Genomic DNA, 17070 nt, shown 5'->3' with positions numbered 1-17070 from the left:
TGCGGTGTCGCGCCCCGTATCGACCGCGAACCTCCGGTTCATGGGCCGCGCTTAGCGCGTGTGGTCGCCTGGCGTTGCGCTGGCAATCTGGCGGGGATGTCCGGTTTCGTCGATGGCCACATAGGTCAGGGTGGCCTCGGTCACCTTGGCGTAGTGGCCCTGGCGCTGCATGCTTTCGGCAAAGACTTCGACCGCCACCGTCACCGAGGTGCGGCCCACATGCTGCACGCCGGCATAAAACGACAGCAGATCGCCCACGCGCACCGGCTGCTTGAAGACAAACTCCTTGACCGCCACCGTGGCTGTGCGGCCCTGGGCCAGGCGCGATGGCAGCACCGCGCCCGCCAGGTCCACCTGGGCCATGACCCAGCCGCCAAAGATGTCGCCGTTGGCATTGCAGTCGGCAGGCATGGGCACGACTTTGAGCACCAATTCCTTGTCGGTGGGCAGGGGGGTGCTGGGCAGGTCGGGAGAGCGGGGAGGCATGGAGGACAATCCGGTAACTGAGTAACACCCGAATTGTCTCCTATGCGTCGTAGCGGCGAGTCCCCACCCCCCTATCCCACAGCACCTGGCGTGGCTAATGCCGATGGCTGGCACACCTTGCGCCGCCTGCTTCCCTATCTGTGGGAATACAAATGGCGGGTGCTGGCGGCCCTGTTGTTCATGGTGGGCGCCAAGGTCGCCAATGTGGGCGTGCCGGTGCTGCTGAAGCAGCTGGTGGATGCGCTGACCCTCAAGCCCGGCGATCCGGCCGCCGTACTGGTCGTGCCTGCGGGCCTGCTGCTGGCCTATGGCCTGCTGCGGCTGTGCACCTCGCTGTTTTCGGAGCTGCGCGAGCTGGTGTTTGCCAAGGCCACGCAGGGCGCGGCCCGCAGCATTGCGCTGGCCACTTTCGAGCATTTGCACGCCTTGAGCATGCGCTTTCACCTGGAGCGACAGACCGGGGGCATGACGCGCGACATCGAGCGCGGCGTCAAGGGTGTGGAGTCGTTGATCTCGTACTCGCTCTATAGCATTGTTCCCACGCTGATCGAGGTGACGCTGGTGCTGGGCATTCTGGCCCTGCAGTTCGATCCCTGGTTTGCCGGCATCACGGCGCTGGCGCTGGCCTTCTACATCACCTTCACGGTGAAGGTGACCGAGTGGCGCACGCAGTTTCGCCGCGCCGCCAACCAGCATGACTCGGCCGCCCACACCCAGGCGGTGGATTCGCTGATCAACTACGAAACCGTCAAATACTTCAACAACGAGGCCTTCGAGGCCCGCCGCTACGACGAGAACCTGGAGCGCCTGCGCCTGGTGCGGCTGAAAAGCCAGACCACATTAACGCTGCTCAACAGCGGCCAGCAGCTCATCATCGCCACCGCCCTGGTGGCGATTCTGTGGCGTGCCACCCAGGGCGTGGTGGCGGGCCAGCTGACGCTGGGCGATCTGGTGATGATCAACGCCTTCATGATCCAGCTCTACATCCCGCTGAACTTTCTGGGCGTGCTCTACCGCGAGATCAAGCAAAGCCTGGTGGACCTGGACCGCATGTTCACGCTGATGGACAAGGAGCGTGAAGTGGCCGATGCCCCGGGCGCGGCGGCGCTGGCGTTGGTGGGCGAGCCTGCGCTGCGCTTTGAGGGCGTGTCCTTTGCCTACGACCCGGCGCGGCCAATTCTGCAGGACGTGAGCTTTGACATCCCCGCTGGCAAGACCGTGGCCGTGGTCGGCCCTTCGGGCTCGGGCAAGAGCACGCTGGCGCGGCTGTTGTTTCGCTTCTATGACATCCAGAGCGGCTCCATCAGCCTGGACGGGCAGGACCTGCGCACCGTTACCCAGGACAGCCTGCGCCGGGCGATAGGCATAGTCCCCCAGGACACGGTGCTGTTCAACGACACGGTGGAATACAACATTGCCTACGGCCGGCCCGGCGCCAGCCATGACGAGGTGGTGGCCGTGGCCCGGGCTGCGCGCATCCACGACTTCATCGCCGCCACGCCCCTGGGCTATGCCACGCGCGTGGGCGAGCGCGGGCTCAAGCTTTCCGGTGGCGAAAAACAGCGTGTGGCCATTGCCCGCACCCTGCTGAAAAACCCACCGGTGCTGATCTTTGACGAAGCCACCTCGGCCCTGGACAGCGCCAACGAGCGCGCCATCCAGGCCGAGCTGGCCCAGGTGGCACGCAACAAGACCACGCTCTTGATTGCCCATCGCCTGTCCACCGTGGTCGACGCCCACGAGATTCTGGTGATGGAAGCCGGCCGCATTCTGGAGCGCGGTCGCCACGCCGAGCTGCTGGCGCTGGGCGGGCGCTATGCCCAGATGTGGGCGCTGCAGCAAAGCGGTGAGGCCCAAGAACAGGAGCCTGTGACGCAGGCCTGAGCACGGCCTGGGTTTCAAGCGGGGCGCCATCGCATGCAAGCGGCACAGCCCGTGTCGCGCTGGTGTTGTCCTCCTTCCCGGGGGACGGCGCATCAGCGGCTCAGGGGGTATCCCATTTCAATGAAGCGGTGAACGTGCGCTGTGGATAGGGATGGAAGTTCCAGTACTGGTCGTTGTTGGCATTGTCTATGCCGAAGCTGGCCGACCACTGCCGGTCGATGCGATAGCGCACACGCAGGTCCACGGTGAAGTATTTGCTGGCGCCGAAGTAGGCGGCAGCATTCACATCGCTGTTGTCCAGATTGGAGAATTGCTTGCCGCTGTAGCGGGCGGCCACGGTGAAGGACCACTGCGCATCCGGCGCATAGGTGGCCCAGGCCGTGGCGCGCCAGCGGGGCACACGTGGCTGCCATTTGCCCACGGCCTGGGGGTAGGCCGCATCGGCCACCGTCTTGGAGTGGGCATAGGTCAGGCTGCTGCCCAGGTCCACGCCCCGCAGCCCCCAGGCCTGCAGCACATTGCTGCCGTTGTAGGCCAGCTCCAGGCCGGTGGTGCGCATGCGGTCTACGTTCTGCACCCGTGAGACGGTGCTGTCGGGAATGGGCTGGCTGTAGAGCGCATCGCGCGTGGTCTCGTGGAACAGCGTGGCGCGGGCCAGGCCGGCGCCCAGGGCCTGTTCCAGACTGAGTTCTCCGGTCCAGGAGCGCTCGGGCTTGAGGGCCGGGTCGTTGACAAAGGACAGGGCGCCGCCGCTGGTGGCTCCATACAGCTCGCCCACGGTGGGAAAGCGCACGGAGCGGCCCAGCGAGGCCTTGAGCACGGTGTCCGCATTCCATTGGTAGGCCAGGGCGGCCTTGGGTGAGAAATGCGATTCGCTGCGCGCGTCGTATGGCAGCAGGCTGCTGGCCGTGGCGGTGTAGCCGTTGCGGGCTTGCCAGTACTCCCAGCGCATGCCCAGCACGGCTTTCCATTGGGGGGCAAAGCGCCAGCTGTCCTGAGCCCAGAGGTGGCTGGTCTGCGTGTTGCCGCCCACCTGGCTGATCAGGGCAGCAGGGTTGACGCTCCCATCCATCCAGTTGCCGACCACGCTGTGCTTGGCGATGGCGAGTTGGTAGCGGTCATGGCCCAGGCCAAAGTCCACGATGTGCGCGCCCTGGAGGCCGCTCGGTCGCCATGTGCCCTTGGCCGCCACCGTGCGCCAGCCGGTGCCGTTTTGGTCCTGCAGGGTGCCGGCACCGCTGCTGGCTGCCTGGGGCAGGGCCACGGTGGGTGCGCGCTGCTGGTCCTTGAGGTAGTCGAACACACTGGCCGCGAGCTCCCAGTCAAAAAGCCCTTGGGTATGGCTTTTGAGTGAGAAGCCATGCATCACATGGGTCTGGGCCTCGTCGGTGAGCGGAAAGGCCGTGGCGCCCAGCGTATAGCTGTTGCCCTGGATGTTGATGTCACCGCTGTAGATGGGCTGGCCATCGGGGCCGCTCAGATAGCTTTGCGAGCGGCCTTGGCTGCTGTTTTGCCACCATCCCAGCGTGTAGCTGGCGCGCAAGGTGGGCGAAATGTCATAGGCCAGCTTGAGCTTGGCCTGGTCTTGGACCGACTGGTACTGGGTGCCGGTCCCCAGGATATACCAGGGCTGGTTGCTGGTGTTGAGGCCTGCTACATAGCCGGTGACGGGGACGCCTGCCGCCCCGGGCCGGCCCGAGGCCTGCGTGGCCGTGGTGAAGGTTTGCGGCTGGCCCTGGTTGCTGCCATGGTTCAGGCTCAGCCACCAGGACCAGTCTCCGGACTTGCTGCCCAGGCTGGCGCTGGTCTGCCAGCTGTTGAAGGTCTGGTGGGTGTTGTAGAGATGGTTGGGTTGTGCGGTGTAGCCCGCGCTGACATGGGCCTCAAACTTGCTGGGCATGCGCGTCACATAGTCCACCACGGCACCGGCGGAATTGCCGAGGTAGGCAGCGGAAAACGGCCCATACATCACGTCGACACGCTCGATCTCTTTCGGGCTGACCATGCCCCAGCGTGGGGCGTAGTTGCTGCCATTGGCAATGCCATTGCCCAGGTAGTTGGACAGCAGAATGCCATCGGCATACACGGCCGAGCGCGCGCTGTTGCCCGTGCCCGAGGCCCGGGTGGACAAAATGGCGTGGTTGTAATCGCCGATATAGCGCTTGCGCACCAGCAGGCTGGGCAGGTATTTGAGCGCGTCCTCGCTGTCGGTGGCGTTGATGCGGGTGTCTATCTCTTCCCGCGTCATGCCCTCGATCGTGGTCGGTATCTGCGTAGGCAGGGAGCTGGGCTGGCCACCGGTGACGGTGACCACGCCCAAGGACTTGGTGCGCTCGGGCAGCTCATCCGCAACCGTGGTTTGCTGGGCCGATGCGGGAAGCCCGCAAAGAAAAGAAACCGCGGCGGCGCCCAGCGCGCGCGGCAATGCAAGGTGTTGCATGAAAACCCCTCTGTGCCCCTTGGGGGCAGCAATGTGCAGATGGCATGCACAGCTCCGCTGCTGCGGGCTGCGCGGTGAAGACAATGGCCAATCAGAGCGAGAGAGGTGGGCCACGCGCCGGCAACGGGGCGGCCGTGAGGGCGGCAATGCGGGCCGCAGGAATGGGCCGCAATGCATGGCGCAAAGGCTGTGGCAGCGGGGGATGCAGCCGGGGCAGTGCTCCAGGGGGTGGTGCATCCAACGGCATGCACATGGGGCAATCGGCATGGGCGGCCCCGACTTCTTGCACACCGTCTTCGGTCTTGGGCACCAGCTTCATCGTGCCGGCGCTGGCGCACACCCATTCCATTTCCCTGGGGTGCACCATGGGCGATGCCGCCGCGGCCAGCAAAGACGCCATGAACCATAGCCACACCCAGCGGCCCCAGAGGCCGGTGCTCCGCAGTCGAAGTGGGTGGGGTGTGGACATGGGCGACGGATTATCTCCGTGAACATGACCGGAAAGCCCGGCGCGCACCGACGGAAGAAGCAACTGCACGTAAGACATAAAAGAACGCGTTATAAGAGCATGGCCGTGTACTGTGAGCCTGCCTAGAAAGACGTTGATGACTTCCCCGACCCCTGCACCTGCTTTGCCCGCTTCATCTCCCCCCCGCCCCGTCCTGCTGGTCAACACCGTCATGGCTGATTTCCATCTGCAGCAGATGGCCCAGCAACTGCCCGCGCTGGAGCTGGTTTACGCCCCGGAAGCCGAGGCGGCCCAGGCTGCCATGCGCCAGCACGCCGCACGCGTGCAGGTGGTGCTGACCATTGGCTCGATTGGCTTGAGTGCGGCCGAAATGGACTTGCTGCCTGCACTACAGCTGGTGTGTGCCCTGGGCGCGGGCTATGAAAAAGTGGACGTGGCCCATGCCCGTGCCCACGGCATTGCCACCGGCAACGGCGCAGGCACCAACGACAGCTGCGTGGCCGACCATGCCATGGCCCTGGTGCTGGCCAGCGTGCGCCAGTTGAAGCACTACGACCAGCAATTGCGAGCGGGAGTCTGGCGCACGGCATTGCCGCTGCCTGCAGGCATTACCGGCAAGCGCCTGGGCGTGCTGGGCCTGGGCACCATAGGCCGCAAGATTGCGCTGCGCGCCCAGGTTTTTGAGATGCAGGTGGGCTACCACAACCGCAGTCCCAAGGCCGATGCGCCCTGGCAGTATTTCGACAGCCTGCTGGCGCTGGCCGACTGGGCCGATGTGCTGGTGGTGGCCACGCCCGGTGGCGCGACCACCCAGCATCTGGTGAATGCGCCGGTGCTGCGCGCCCTGGGCCCGCAAGGCCATGTGGTGAACATTGCACGCGGCAGCGTGATCGACACTGCCGCCCTGGCCGCTGTGCTGCGCAGCGGTGCCCTGGGCGCCGCCGCCCTGGATGTGTACGAGAGCGAGCCGCTGCCGCCGCAGGCCCTGCTGGACTTGCCCAATGTGCTGCTCACCCCCCATGTGGCGGGCTGGTCGCCCGCCTCGGTGCAGGCCACGGTGGACCGCTTTGTGGCCAATGTGCAGGCGCATCTGCAGGGCCAGCCCCTGGTGTCGGCGGTCTGAGTGGCCGTGTTCAGGGATGGGGTGCGGATGCTTTTGAATTAATAGCGTCTATCGCTTTTCTGCATTGCCTGAGCGGCCTGAAAGACTGAAATAGGAACGTTACAGCAGGTACTGTGAATTGCAATTGGTTGCGGCGTGGGTTTCTGCATGCCGGTGGCCGTGGGGGGCATGATGGGCCGTGACTTGCGAGAGCCCATTTCGAGCTTGTGCGGGTCGCGTTGGCAGCGCATTCCCACGACGACAAGGAGCCCCTATGCGAACCTCCGAGCCAAGCACTTTTCCGCGCAACGCCTGGTATGTGGCCGCGATGGCGGCCGAAGTCCAGGACAAGCCCCTGGGCCGCCAGATCTGCAATGCGCGCATGGTGTTCTACCGGGCGCAGCAGGGCCAGATTGCCTGCGTCGAGGACTTTTGCCCGCACCGGGGTGCACCCCTGTCCCTGGGGCGGGTCTGCGAGGGCAAGCTGGTCTGCGGCTACCACGGCCTGGAGATGGGTTGTGATGGCCGGGTGATTGCCATGCCGGGCCAGCGTGTGCGCGGCTTTCCTGCGATCAAGAGTTATGCGGTGGAGGAGCGCTATGGTTTTATCTGGGTCTGGCCCGGTGACCGGGAACAGGCCGACGCCGCGTTGATTCCGCCGCTGCACTGGCATGCCAATCCCGAGTGGGCTTACGGCGGGGGGCTGTTCCACATCCAGGCAGACTACCGGCTGATGGTTGACAACCTCATGGACCTCACGCACGAGACCTATGTGCATGCCGCCAGCATTGGCCAGGCCGAGATTGACGAGACGCCTTGCAAGACCGAGGTGCATGGCGAGACCGAGGTGGTGACCAGTCGCTTCATGCACGATATTCCCGCGCCACCGTTTTGGCAGATGGCGCTGCGCAGCAACGGCCTGGCCGACGATGTGAAGGTGGACCGCTGGCAGATCTGCCGCTTCACGCCGCCCAGTCATGTGCTGATCGAGGTCGGCGTGGCCCATGCGGGCAAAGGGGGCTATGCGGCGGAGGATGCACACAAGGTCTACAGCGTGGTCGTGGACTTCATCACCCCCGAGACCGAAGACTCCATGTGGTATTTCTGGGGCATGGCGCGCAAGTTCAATCCGGGCGATGCGGCGGTCACCGAGCAGATTCGTGCGGGTCAGCACAAGATCTTCAGCGAGGATCTGGAAATGCTGGAGCGGCAGCAGCGCAATCTGGCGGAGCATCCCGAGCGCCAGCTGCTCAAGCTCAGCATCGATGCGGGCGGTGTGCAGTCGCGCAAGCTCATCGCGCAGTGGATTGACCGTGAGCAGCCGGTGCAGAGGCCTGCTGCGGCACAAGCCTAAGGGCCAGGCTTGGCCAGCCTGGCGGAAATGGCAATGTACGAAGAATGTATGAATGCTGTACCCTCAAAGACTCACCTCTCGGTAGCCTTTGTTTCGCTGCAGCATGCCATCTTCTGCCACCGACCCGCTTTCCCTGGACCTGTACCACCAGCCCGGCCATTTGATCCGCCGCGCGCAGCAGATTGCCATGCAGCTGTTTCGCGATGCGCTGGGGCCTGATGTCACGCCGGTGCAGTACGCTGTTTTGCGCATGCTGCAGGAGGCGCCAGGCATAGACCAGGTCACGCTGGCGCGGCTGGTGGCGCTGGACACTTCCACGACGGCCGACATTGCCGCGCGCCTGGAGAGCAAGGGCTGGATTCATCGCGAGATATTGCCCCGGCGCCAGCGTAGCCTGAGCCTCACGCCTGAGGGGGAGGCCATGCTGGCATCTTTTGTGCCCCATGTGCATGCGTTGCGCCAGCGCATGCTCTCGCCGCTGGAGCCCGAGGAACAGGTGGAATTCAAGCGCCTGTTGCACAAGTTCGTGCAGCTGCACGATGTCGGTGAGGCTGCGGCGGCATCGGCCGTTTTGCGGGCGGAAGTGGCCGAAAAAAGCTGCGAATAGCTTTCAGTGGCCGCCGCGTGTGGCAGGGCCTGGCCATGCTGGGTCATTCTGTATTTGATTTCATGATGTAAGCGATCGCTCTCTGCGCGGGAAAGCCCTGTGATTGTGCCTACATTCATTCAGTAAGCTGAATAAGGTTCAGTGTGCTGAATGATTAAGTCAACACAGGAGACACCCATGAAATGGCCCATTCCCAGAGCCCAATCCGCAAGCGGCACAGCAGCGTCTGCCGCAGGAGACAGCGCGAGGCATCCAGACCTGCGCACGCATCTGGACCAGCAGCCCATGACTGGATTCCAGTGGGCTGTCGTGGGGGTCTGCATGGCCCTCAACATGATCGATGGCTTTGATGTGATGGTCATGGCCTTTACCGCTTCTGCCGTCTCGGCGCACTGGCATCTCAGCGGTTCCGAGCTGGGCTTTTTGCTCAGCGCCGGACTGTTTGGCATGGCCGGGGGATCGCTGCTGCTCGCGCCCTGGGCCGACAAGCTCGGGCGCCGGCCCCTGGTGCTGGCCTGTCTGCTGATCGCAGGCCTGGGCATGCTGGCATCCGCATGGAGCCAGACCGCGATGCAGCTGGCGGCCTCGCGGGTGGTCACCGGGCTTGGGGTAGGCGGCATCCTGGCCTGCAGCAATGTGATTGCCAGCGAATACGCCTCGCTGCGCTGGCGCAGCCTGGCCGTGACCCTGCAGTCCACAGGCTATGCACTGGGCGCCACCATCGGCGGCAGCATTGCGGTCTGGTTGCTCGCACACCACGGCTGGCGCTCGGTCTTTCTGTTCGGAGGCCTTTGTACGCTGGCGGTCTTTGTGATCGCCTGCTTGGCCCTGCCGGAGTCGCTGGACTTCTTGCTGGCCCGCCGCCCCAAGAAGGCGCTGGAAAAGCTCAATGCCTTGCTCGGCCGGCTGGGTCTGCCAGAGCTGTCCGGCCTGCCTGCTCCCGTTGCACGAGTGGGTGCGGCCAAGCCGCGTGGCCCGCTGCAACTGTTTTCCCCCGGTCTGCGCCGGCCCACCATGCTGGTCTGGCTGTCGTTTTTTGCGGTGATGTTCGGCTTTTACTTTGTGATGAGCTGGACGCCCAAGTTACTGGCGGCATCGGGCCTGAGCGCAGAGCAGGGCGTGACCTGCGGCGTGCTGCTCAGCCTGGGCGGCATTCTGGGGGCCACCTTGCTGGGGCTGCTGGCCGCGCGTTTTGCGATTCACCGTGTGCTGGCGGTCTTCATGCTGGTCACGGCCGCGCTGCTGTGTTTTTTGGTCGGCAGCTCCGGTGCGCTGTGGGTGCTGTATGCGCTGGCCTTTTTGATTGGCATCTTTGTGAACGCCTGCGTGGCCGGCCTGTATGCGATTGCCCCCGTCGTTTATGGCAGCGACGTGCGCGCCACCGGCATGGGCTGGGGCATAGGCGTGGGGCGCATAGGCGCCATCGTGTCCCCCCTGGCTGCCGGCAGCTTGCTGGATGCCGCCTGGTCACCCAACCAGCTGTATGTCGGCTATGGCCTGGCCTTTGTGTTTGCCGCAGTCATCGTTTCCCTGCACAGGATTGCGAGCCCTTCAGCCTCCCGCACAGGCAAGGACGGAATGGCCGCACTCGCCGCGCACTGAGCGCATTTGGAACCCTGAGATCTGGAGAGTATGTGATGACCCCAACCGCTGATGCGCTGTGCGCATCGATGCCGGCTTTTCCTTTGAACCAATGGTATGTGGCAGGTTTTTCCTGGGAGCTGAAAGAGGCGCCGCTGGCACGCACGCTGCTCGGCCACCCCCTGGTGCTGTTTCGTTGTGCAGACGGTCAGGTCGCGGCGCTGGAAGACCGCTGCTGCCACCGCGAGCTCCCCTTGTCTTGCGGTACGGTGGAAGGCCGAGGCCTGCGCTGTGGCTACCACGGTCTGCTGTTCGACCGTGGCGGGCGCTGCCTGGAAATACCAGGTCAGGAGCGCATTCCGGCCAAGGCCTGCGTCAAGTCCTTTGAATTGCGCGAGCGCGACCAGATCCTCTGGATCTGGATGGGGGCCACGCCAGACGCCCTGCCAGCAGAAGCGCCGCCAGCCTATGGCGTGCACAGCGATCCGGCCTATCGCTTTGGCGGCGGCATTTATCACTACGAGGCGCCCTACCAGCTGATTCACGACAACCTGCTGGATTTGAGCCATCTGGGCTATGTGCACCTCAAGACCATAGGCGGCAATGCCAGCGCGCACATGAATGCCGAGCTCAAGGTCAGCCAGGAGGGCGATTCGGTCAAGGTGGTGCGCTGGATGCCTGATTCCGCGCCGCCGCCGACCTATAGCGCAGCCTGGCCTTTCAAGGGCCGCATAGACCGCTGGCAGGAGGTGGAATTTCACCCCTCCCATGTGTGCATCTGGACAGGTGCCATGGACCAGGGGGCAGACCGGCTCGACAACCCGCAGCGCGAAGGTTTTCACATGCGCGGCTTTCACGGCGTGACGCCGGAGACCGAGACCTCGTCCCATTACTTCTGGACCATCGCCACCAACCCGCACCCGCAGATGCAGGACCCCACGCAACTGGTGATCGAGCAGACGGCGGCCACCTTCGCAGAAGACAAGGTGGTGATTGAGGCCCAGTTCCGCAATCAGCAGCGCTTTGGCGTGCGCCCCGTGGTCGACATCCATGTGGATGTGGGCCCGAATCGCGCGCGGCGTGTCATCGAGCGCCTGCGCACCGCCAGTGCCAAGGTCCAGCAGGGAGAGCCCGCATGAGCAAGGAAGAAAAAATCTTTCCCCTGCGTGAGAGCACCCGCCTTGGTGTGCGCATCGCCTGCAAGAAGACCGAGGCTCTGGACATCTGCAGCCTGGAGCTGCGGCCGCTGGAGGGGCAAAGCCTGCCGGCCTTCGCAGCCGGGGCGCATATCGATGTGCATTTGCCCGGTGGTCTGGTGCGCCCGTATTCGCTGTGCAACGACTGCGCCGAGCCTGACCGCTATGTGATCGCCGTGCTGCGCGAAAGCGCCTCGCGTGGCGGCTCGGCTGCCGTGCATGAGCAGTTGCAAACCGGCCAGCAACTGAGCATCAGCGCGCCGCGCAATCACTTTGCCCTGGACGCCCAGGCCTGCAAACACCTGTTGCTGGCCGGGGGCATAGGGATCACCCCGATGCTGGCCATGGCGCGCTGCCTGGCGCGTGAGGGTGCGGACTTTGCGCTGCATTACTGCGCCCGCACGCGTGAGCGCATGGCCTTTGCCGATGCCATCGAGTCTGCCCCCTGGGCGCACCAGGCACATCTGTATGTGGACGATGAGCACAACAGGCCGCAACTCCAGCTAGCCGCGCTACTGGAGCAGGCCAGTCCGGACACGCATTTGTATGTCTGCGGGCCCAAGGGCTTTATGGATGCGGTGCTGGGCGCGGCCGAGGCCGCAGGCTGGCCTCAGGAGCGGCTGCACTGGGAATGCTTTGCGGGTGAGGTGGTCCACCACGACGAGGACCAGAGCTTTGAGGTGGAGCTGGCCAGCACCGGCGAGGTGGTGTGCGTGGCTGCCGGGCAGACCGTGGTGCAGGCGCTGGAATCCATAGGCGTATGCGTGCCGACTTCCTGTGAGCAAGGTGTTTGCGGCACCTGCCTGACGCGGGTTCTGGCGGGCGAGCCCGATCACCGTGACATGTACCTGACCGAAGAGGAGCGGGCCGCGAACGACCAGTTCACGCCCTGCTGCTCGCGTGCCAGATCGGCACGGCTGGTGCTGGACTTGTGACGCCATGAATGCATGAAAGCAAGGAGGCCGCAGACACAGATACCACCACTTGAAAACCACCAGAGGAACACGACAGGAGATTTCCAAACGTTTGTACAACGGAGGTAGGAAATGTGGAAAAGAACAGCTGCTGCCATCGCATTGGTGTGCCTGGGAACGCTTGCCCATGCGCAATCGTCCGTGCAAATCTATGGTGTCTTGGACACCGCCGTCGAGTACATGAACCATGTGGGTGAGAGCCGGTCCGGTCTCACGCGCATGCCCGGCCTGACGGGCAGCGTGCCTTCACTGCTGGGCTTTCGCGGTCGCGAGGACCTGGGTGGCGGCCTCAGCGCCGGCTTCACGCTGGAGATGGGCATTGCGCCCGACTCGGGTGGGCTCAACCAGGGAGGGCGGGGCTTTGGTCGCCAGTCCTTTGTCAGCGTGCAAAACGCCTGGGGCGCGCTGGGGCTGGGTCGCCAATACACCATGCTGTTTTGGTCCTCGCTGGATGCCGATGTCATTGGGCCGAATATGCACAGCATGTCCGGCCTGGACAGCTACCTGGCCAATGCGCGCGCCGACAATGCGATCTCCTACAAGGGCACATTCTCGGGTGTGACGCTGGGGGCAAGCTATAGCTTTGGCCGTGACACCGTCGATGCTGGCAACCCCGGGGGCACCAACTGCCCTGGTGAGAGCAGCACGGATGCCAAGGCCTGCCGCGAATGGTCTGCCATGCTCAAGTACGACGCGGCCGCATGGGGTGTGGCGCTGGCCTACGACGAGCTGCGTGGTGGCCCCGGCGCTTTCGCGGGCCTGGACAGCAGCGACAAACGCGACAAGCGCGCCATGCTCAGCGGCTATGCGCTGCTCGGCGGCACCAAGATCGGGGCCGGCTATATGCGCCGCAAGAACGATGGCGATCAGACCGAGCCCCGCAGCAAGCTGTGGTTTGTGGGGCTGAGCTACCCCGTGGGGCAGTGGACGTTCGACGCCCAGTACAACCTGCTGAGCTACCAGGGCAGCGCGGACAAGGGCCAGTTGGTGGTGCTGCGCAGCATCTACAAGCTGTCCAAGCGCACGGCAGTCTATGGCTCGCTGGGCTATATCAAAAACAGTGGCAACGCCGCTTTCGGCGCCAGTAACGCCCAGGCGGGAGGGACGCCGATGCCGGGCGTGAACCAGACCGGCTTTGGCATGGGGCTGAGCCACCGGTTTTAAACCACAGGCTCCGAGCGCAATACGGGCAGCCAGCACCGGCATGGGGGCTGGGTTACCGCGATGGCGGTGCTGCCTTCTTTCGCTCTGTCTTGTTTCATCTTCCCTATGCAAGGACATCTGCGGGGCCCGTCCTTGGCGCAGGCGGGCTGAGCATCTCTTGGAGGGAGAGGTGCTTCAGAATTCATAGCTTCTATAGCCCGCCTGTATTGCATCAGAGGGCTGAAAGATTCGCAAAAAAGCCCCCAGCAGCGGCAGACCGCTCTTGACGTAGCGCAAGTGCCTGAGGGCGCTGGCGGCGCCGCTTCCGCTAAGCTCGCTCCCTTTTCGCCCAACAAAAATACCAAGGGAGGCCCGCCATGCAGATCGCTGCATATTCCACCTATTCCAAGCATTCCCTGATTGCTTTGGCCGGCGGGGCCTTGGCCTGGTCGTTCTGGTTCAGCCCGGGCTGGCTCACGCTGTGTGCCGGCCTGGCCTTGTTTTTGTTTGGCATGCAGCAGCTGGAGCAAGGCCTCAAAAGCCTGGCGGGCGGGCGGCTGCAGGCCTTGCTGGCCGCCAGCACGGCCACGCCGGCCAAGGGCTTGCTGTTTGGCTGCGTGGCCACGTTTTTGCTGCAGTCCAGCACCTTGGTGTCGCTGCTGACGATTGCGTTTTTGAGCACCGGGCTCATCACCTTGATCGGTAGCCTGGCCGTGCTGTTTGGTGCCAACCTGGGTGCCACCAGCGGCATCTGGCTGCTGGCCATGGCGGGGCAAAACCTCAGCATGGCGCCGCTGGCCATGCCGCTGTTGGTGTTTGGCGTGCTGCTGGGCTTTTCCGGCCCGCGCGGTGCGGCTGCGGGCCGGCTGCTGCTGGGCATTGGCATGATTTTCCTGGGCATCGACGAGATCAAGCAAGGCTTCACCAGCTTTGGCGATCTGGATCTGCAGCGCTACAGCGCCGAAGGCCTGCAGGGTGCCTTGCTGTTCGTGGGCGTGGGCACCTTGATCACCGTGGTGGTGCAGTCCAGCCATGCCACCTTGATGCTGACGCTGGCGGCCCTGGCCAGCCGGCAGCTGGAGCTGCAGCAGGCACTGTGCATTGCCATAGGCTCCAACGTGGGCTCCAGCGTGTCCACGGCCGTGATGGGCATGATTGGCAGCAGCCGCAGCGGCCAGCGCCTGGCCATTGCCCATGTGCTGTTCAATTGCAGCACGGCCGTGGTCAGCTTTGCACTGCTGGCGCCGCTGTCCGGCCTGGTGGTGGTGCTCACCGGCTGGGTGGGCCAGGGGAGCAACCAGCTGATTCAGCTGGCGCTGTTCCACACCTTGTTCAATGCCCTGGGCGTGCTGCTGTTCTGGCCCTGGCAGCCGCAGCTGGCAGCCTTGCTCACGCGCTGGCTGCCCGACAAGGTGGAGCCCGAGGTGCTGATTGCCACACAAAGCGAGCATGCGGCCGAGGCCACCAAGGCACGCTATCTGCAAAGCAATGCACTGCAGACCCCCGAGAGCGCGGCGCGCGCCGTGACGCAGGAGCTGCAGCACATGGGCCGGCTGAGCCTGGAAGTGATCTGCCACGCCCTGTATTGCCCGCTGGCCATGCTGGAAGACCCTCCGCGCGACGACGCCCAGCTGCGTACCCGTGTGGAGCAGCAGCGCGTGGATGCCGACCGCCTCTACCAGCTGCACATCAAGGGGGTGTATGCCCAGTTGCTGGCCTTCATGGGGCGGGTGGACATGCCGGCCGACCCGGCCCAGCAACAGTTCTGGCGCGACAGCCAGGTGGCAGGCTTTCAGATGGTGGATGCCGTCAAACATGCCCACCGCCTGCAGCGCAATATGCACCGCTATCTGCTGGAGCAGACGGACAGCAGCGCGCGCAGCAGCTATATCGAGCTGCGCCACCATGTGCTGCTGACGCTGCGCGATCTGCGGACGCTGGGCCTGTCCGAGCTGCCGGACGCGGAATGGGCGCTGCAGCTGCAGGCCCTGGATGACCGTGGCCAGCAGTTTGAATCTCAGTTCCGCCAGCATCTGTTCGCCTGCATACGCAACGAAACCCTGCCCAGCCTGGCCGCCAGCTCGCTGATGAACGACCTGGGCTTTGCCCAGCACATGCTCTCCAGCCTGCGCCAGCTGCTGCTGCTGGGCGAAAGCCACGCCGCCGCGCGCCAGCTGCACCTGCTGATGGGTGATGCGCCGCTGATTGAAGGCTTGTGAAATAAAGCATCCCCCTGAGCGGCACAGCCGCTCAGGGGGATGCTTTGAGATTCCAATCAAAAAGCTGTGAATGCAGGTGGTGTCTGCATTCACAGCTTTGTTTTCTGTAGCACTGTCTCGATAGCGCTGTGCATAACCCAGGCGCTTAAAACCGGCACGGCCCACGCCAGGGCGCCGCGCAAGGGCCTACGCCGTCCCCTCCGGCGCGTAGCGCCAGAGAGCATGCATGCCGTGCCAATGGGGCAGTGGTGGAACAGCCAAGGCCTGCTTGCGTCCACATGGCATAAAACTGGCATGCCCTATGCCAGGGCACCGCGCAAGGGCCGCCCCGCCGCGCTGGTGCCGTCCCCCTCCGGTGCGTAGCGCCAGAGAGGGGGAAGACGCGAAGCGGCACAGGGGGGTGTTTTACTTCCTACTCGCCGCGATCGACTTCTCGGCCATGTCCACCAGGTTGGTGCCAATTTGCGGCTTCCACTTGGTGTAGACGCTCTTGGTGGCATCGGCAAACACCTTGCGCTGCTGTGCGTTCAGGTCGGTCACCGTGACGCCCAGGCCTTCCAGTTCCTTGACCAGGGGCTTGCCCGGCTCCACCAGTCCCTTGCGGGCGATGGCGATCTGTTCCTTGGCGGCATCCAGCGCGGCTTGCTTGACGATGGCCTGGTCGGCGGGTGTCCAGCTGGCCCACACTTCCTTATTCACCACAAAGATCAGCGGGTCGTTCATATAGCCCCACAGCGTCATGTATTTTTGGCCCACTGACTGCAGCTTGGCGGCCATGTAGACGGCGATGGGGTTTTCCTGGCCGTCCACGGCGCTGCTGGCCATGGCGGGCTGGGCGTCGGCCCAGCTCATCTGCGTGGGGTTGGCGCCCAGGGTGGTGAAGGTGTCCAGGAACAGCGGCGAGCCGACCACGCGGATCTTCATGCCCTTGAGGTCGCCGGGCGCCTTGATGGCGTGCTTGGAGTTGGAGATTTCGCGGTAGCCGTTCTCACCCCAGGCCAGCGGCAGCACGCCGGCCTTGTCTATGGTCTTGAAAATTTCCTGGCCCACTTCGCCTTGCACCACGGCGTCCACGGCGGCGTAGTCGGGGAAGAGGAAGGGCAGGGAGAACAAATTCAGCGCCTTGACCTGGGGCGACCAGTTGATGGTGGAGCCCACGGCCATGTCGATCACGCCCTGGCGGATGGCGCTGAACTCGCGCGTCTGGTCGCCCTGGACCAGAGAGGTGCCGGGATAGAGCTTGATGTTGATACGGCCCTGGGTGCGCTCGCGCACCTTGTCGGCCCAGATCTCACCGCCCTTGCCCCAGGGGAAGGCCGTACCCAGCACCAGGGACATGCGGTATTCGCTTTTGTACTTGGCTTGTGCCAGGCCCAAGGAAGGGGCCAGGGCCAGGGTGGCGGCAGCGGCCACGGCGGTGGTCAAAAAGGTACGCAGTTGCATGGTTTGTCTCCAGTGTTGAAAGTTGTTGTTGTGCTCTCTCGATTCGGGAAAGAGTGCCTGTCGGATCATGTCTGGAATCTCGCACGGCAGGCTCAGTTCTCCATAGCGAAGCGCGTTAGCAGCACCGCATGTGAAACAGGCGCTGCCCAAAGCCAGGGACAGCGAGCAAGGG

The 17070-nt window shown here is 64.3% G+C and carries 13 protein-coding genes; 9 read left to right on the top strand and 4 right to left on the bottom strand.

All coding sequences use genetic code 11. From position 1 onward, the window contains the following. Positions 1-51 precede the first annotated feature (51 nt). On the bottom strand, positions 52-486 hold the full coding sequence (locus tag ACA027_RS19550) for an acyl-CoA thioesterase (protein WP_370679852.1): 435 nt from the start codon (positions 484-486) through the stop codon (positions 52-54). Between the two features lie 42 nt (positions 487-528). Here ACA027_RS19550 and ACA027_RS19545 point away from each other — a divergent pair, with 42 nt between their 5' ends. Next, on the top strand, positions 529-2370 hold the full coding sequence (locus ACA027_RS19545; RefSeq protein WP_370679851.1) for an ABC transporter ATP-binding protein/permease: 1842 nt from the start codon (positions 529-531) through the stop codon (positions 2368-2370). A 100-nt stretch (positions 2371-2470) separates the two neighbouring features. Here ACA027_RS19545 and ACA027_RS19540 read toward each other — a convergent pair whose 3' ends face one another. Continuing rightward, complete coding sequence (locus ACA027_RS19540; RefSeq protein WP_370679850.1) at positions 2471-4810, bottom strand: TonB-dependent receptor; 2340 nt, start codon at positions 4808-4810, stop codon at positions 2471-2473. 91 nt (positions 4811-4901) lie between these two features. Beyond that, positions 4902-5210 carry a hypothetical protein gene (locus ACA027_RS19535; RefSeq protein WP_370679849.1) on the bottom strand — a complete coding sequence of 103 codons (309 nt, stop codon included), beginning with the start codon at positions 5208-5210 and terminating at the stop codon, positions 4902-4904. 205 nt (positions 5211-5415) lie between these two features. Here ACA027_RS19535 and ACA027_RS19530 point away from each other — a divergent pair, with 205 nt between their 5' ends. The 8 genes from ACA027_RS19530 (at position 5416) to ACA027_RS19495 (ending at position 15455) form a co-directional block, all read left to right on the top strand. Continuing rightward, on the top strand, positions 5416-6402 hold the full coding sequence (locus ACA027_RS19530; protein ID WP_370679848.1) for a 2-hydroxyacid dehydrogenase: 987 nt from the start codon (positions 5416-5418) through the stop codon (positions 6400-6402). 253 nt (positions 6403-6655) lie between these two features. Beyond that, on the top strand, positions 6656-7735 hold the full coding sequence (locus tag ACA027_RS19525; protein WP_370679847.1) for a Rieske 2Fe-2S domain-containing protein: 1080 nt from the start codon (positions 6656-6658) through the stop codon (positions 7733-7735). Between the two features lie 103 nt (positions 7736-7838). Further along, positions 7839-8342, top strand: a complete 504-nt coding sequence (locus ACA027_RS19520) for a MarR family winged helix-turn-helix transcriptional regulator (protein ID WP_370679846.1) — start codon at positions 7839-7841, stop codon at positions 8340-8342. A 285-nt stretch (positions 8343-8627) separates the two neighbouring features. Further along, the gene (locus ACA027_RS19515) at positions 8628-9944 is read left to right on the top strand and encodes an MFS transporter (RefSeq protein ID WP_370682634.1); all 1317 of its coding nucleotides are present in this window, start codon (positions 8628-8630) and stop codon (positions 9942-9944) included. A 35-nt stretch (positions 9945-9979) separates the two neighbouring features. Further along, positions 9980-11062 (top strand): Rieske 2Fe-2S domain-containing protein, encoded by a 1083-nt coding sequence (locus ACA027_RS19510; RefSeq protein WP_370679845.1) that lies wholly within the window; start codon positions 9980-9982, stop codon positions 11060-11062. Then, a complete protein-coding gene (locus tag ACA027_RS19505; protein WP_370679844.1) occupies positions 11059-12054 on the top strand; it encodes a 2Fe-2S iron-sulfur cluster-binding protein in 996 nt (331 codons plus the stop codon). Before ACA027_RS19510 ends, ACA027_RS19505 begins: the two co-directional genes overlap by 4 nt. Before the next feature lie 111 nt (positions 12055-12165). Beyond that, complete coding sequence (locus ACA027_RS19500; protein WP_370679843.1) at positions 12166-13257, top strand: porin; 1092 nt, start codon at positions 12166-12168, stop codon at positions 13255-13257. A 356-nt stretch (positions 13258-13613) separates the two neighbouring features. Beyond that, the gene (locus ACA027_RS19495) at positions 13614-15455 is read left to right on the top strand and encodes a Na/Pi cotransporter family protein (RefSeq protein WP_370679842.1); all 1842 of its coding nucleotides are present in this window, start codon (positions 13614-13616) and stop codon (positions 15453-15455) included. A 405-nt stretch (positions 15456-15860) separates the two neighbouring features. Here ACA027_RS19495 and ACA027_RS19490 read toward each other — a convergent pair whose 3' ends face one another. Then, positions 15861-16898, bottom strand: a complete 1038-nt coding sequence (locus tag ACA027_RS19490) for a DctP family TRAP transporter solute-binding subunit (RefSeq protein WP_370679841.1) — start codon at positions 16896-16898, stop codon at positions 15861-15863. Positions 16899-17070 lie beyond the last annotated feature (172 nt).

This window comes from Comamonas sp. GB3 AK4-5, from assembly GCF_041320665.1.
In the GTDB taxonomy this organism is placed as follows: domain Bacteria; phylum Pseudomonadota; class Gammaproteobacteria; order Burkholderiales; family Burkholderiaceae_C; genus Comamonas.
Note: the sequence above shows the minus strand (reverse complement) of the source record. Positions and strands in the feature narration are given on the sequence as shown.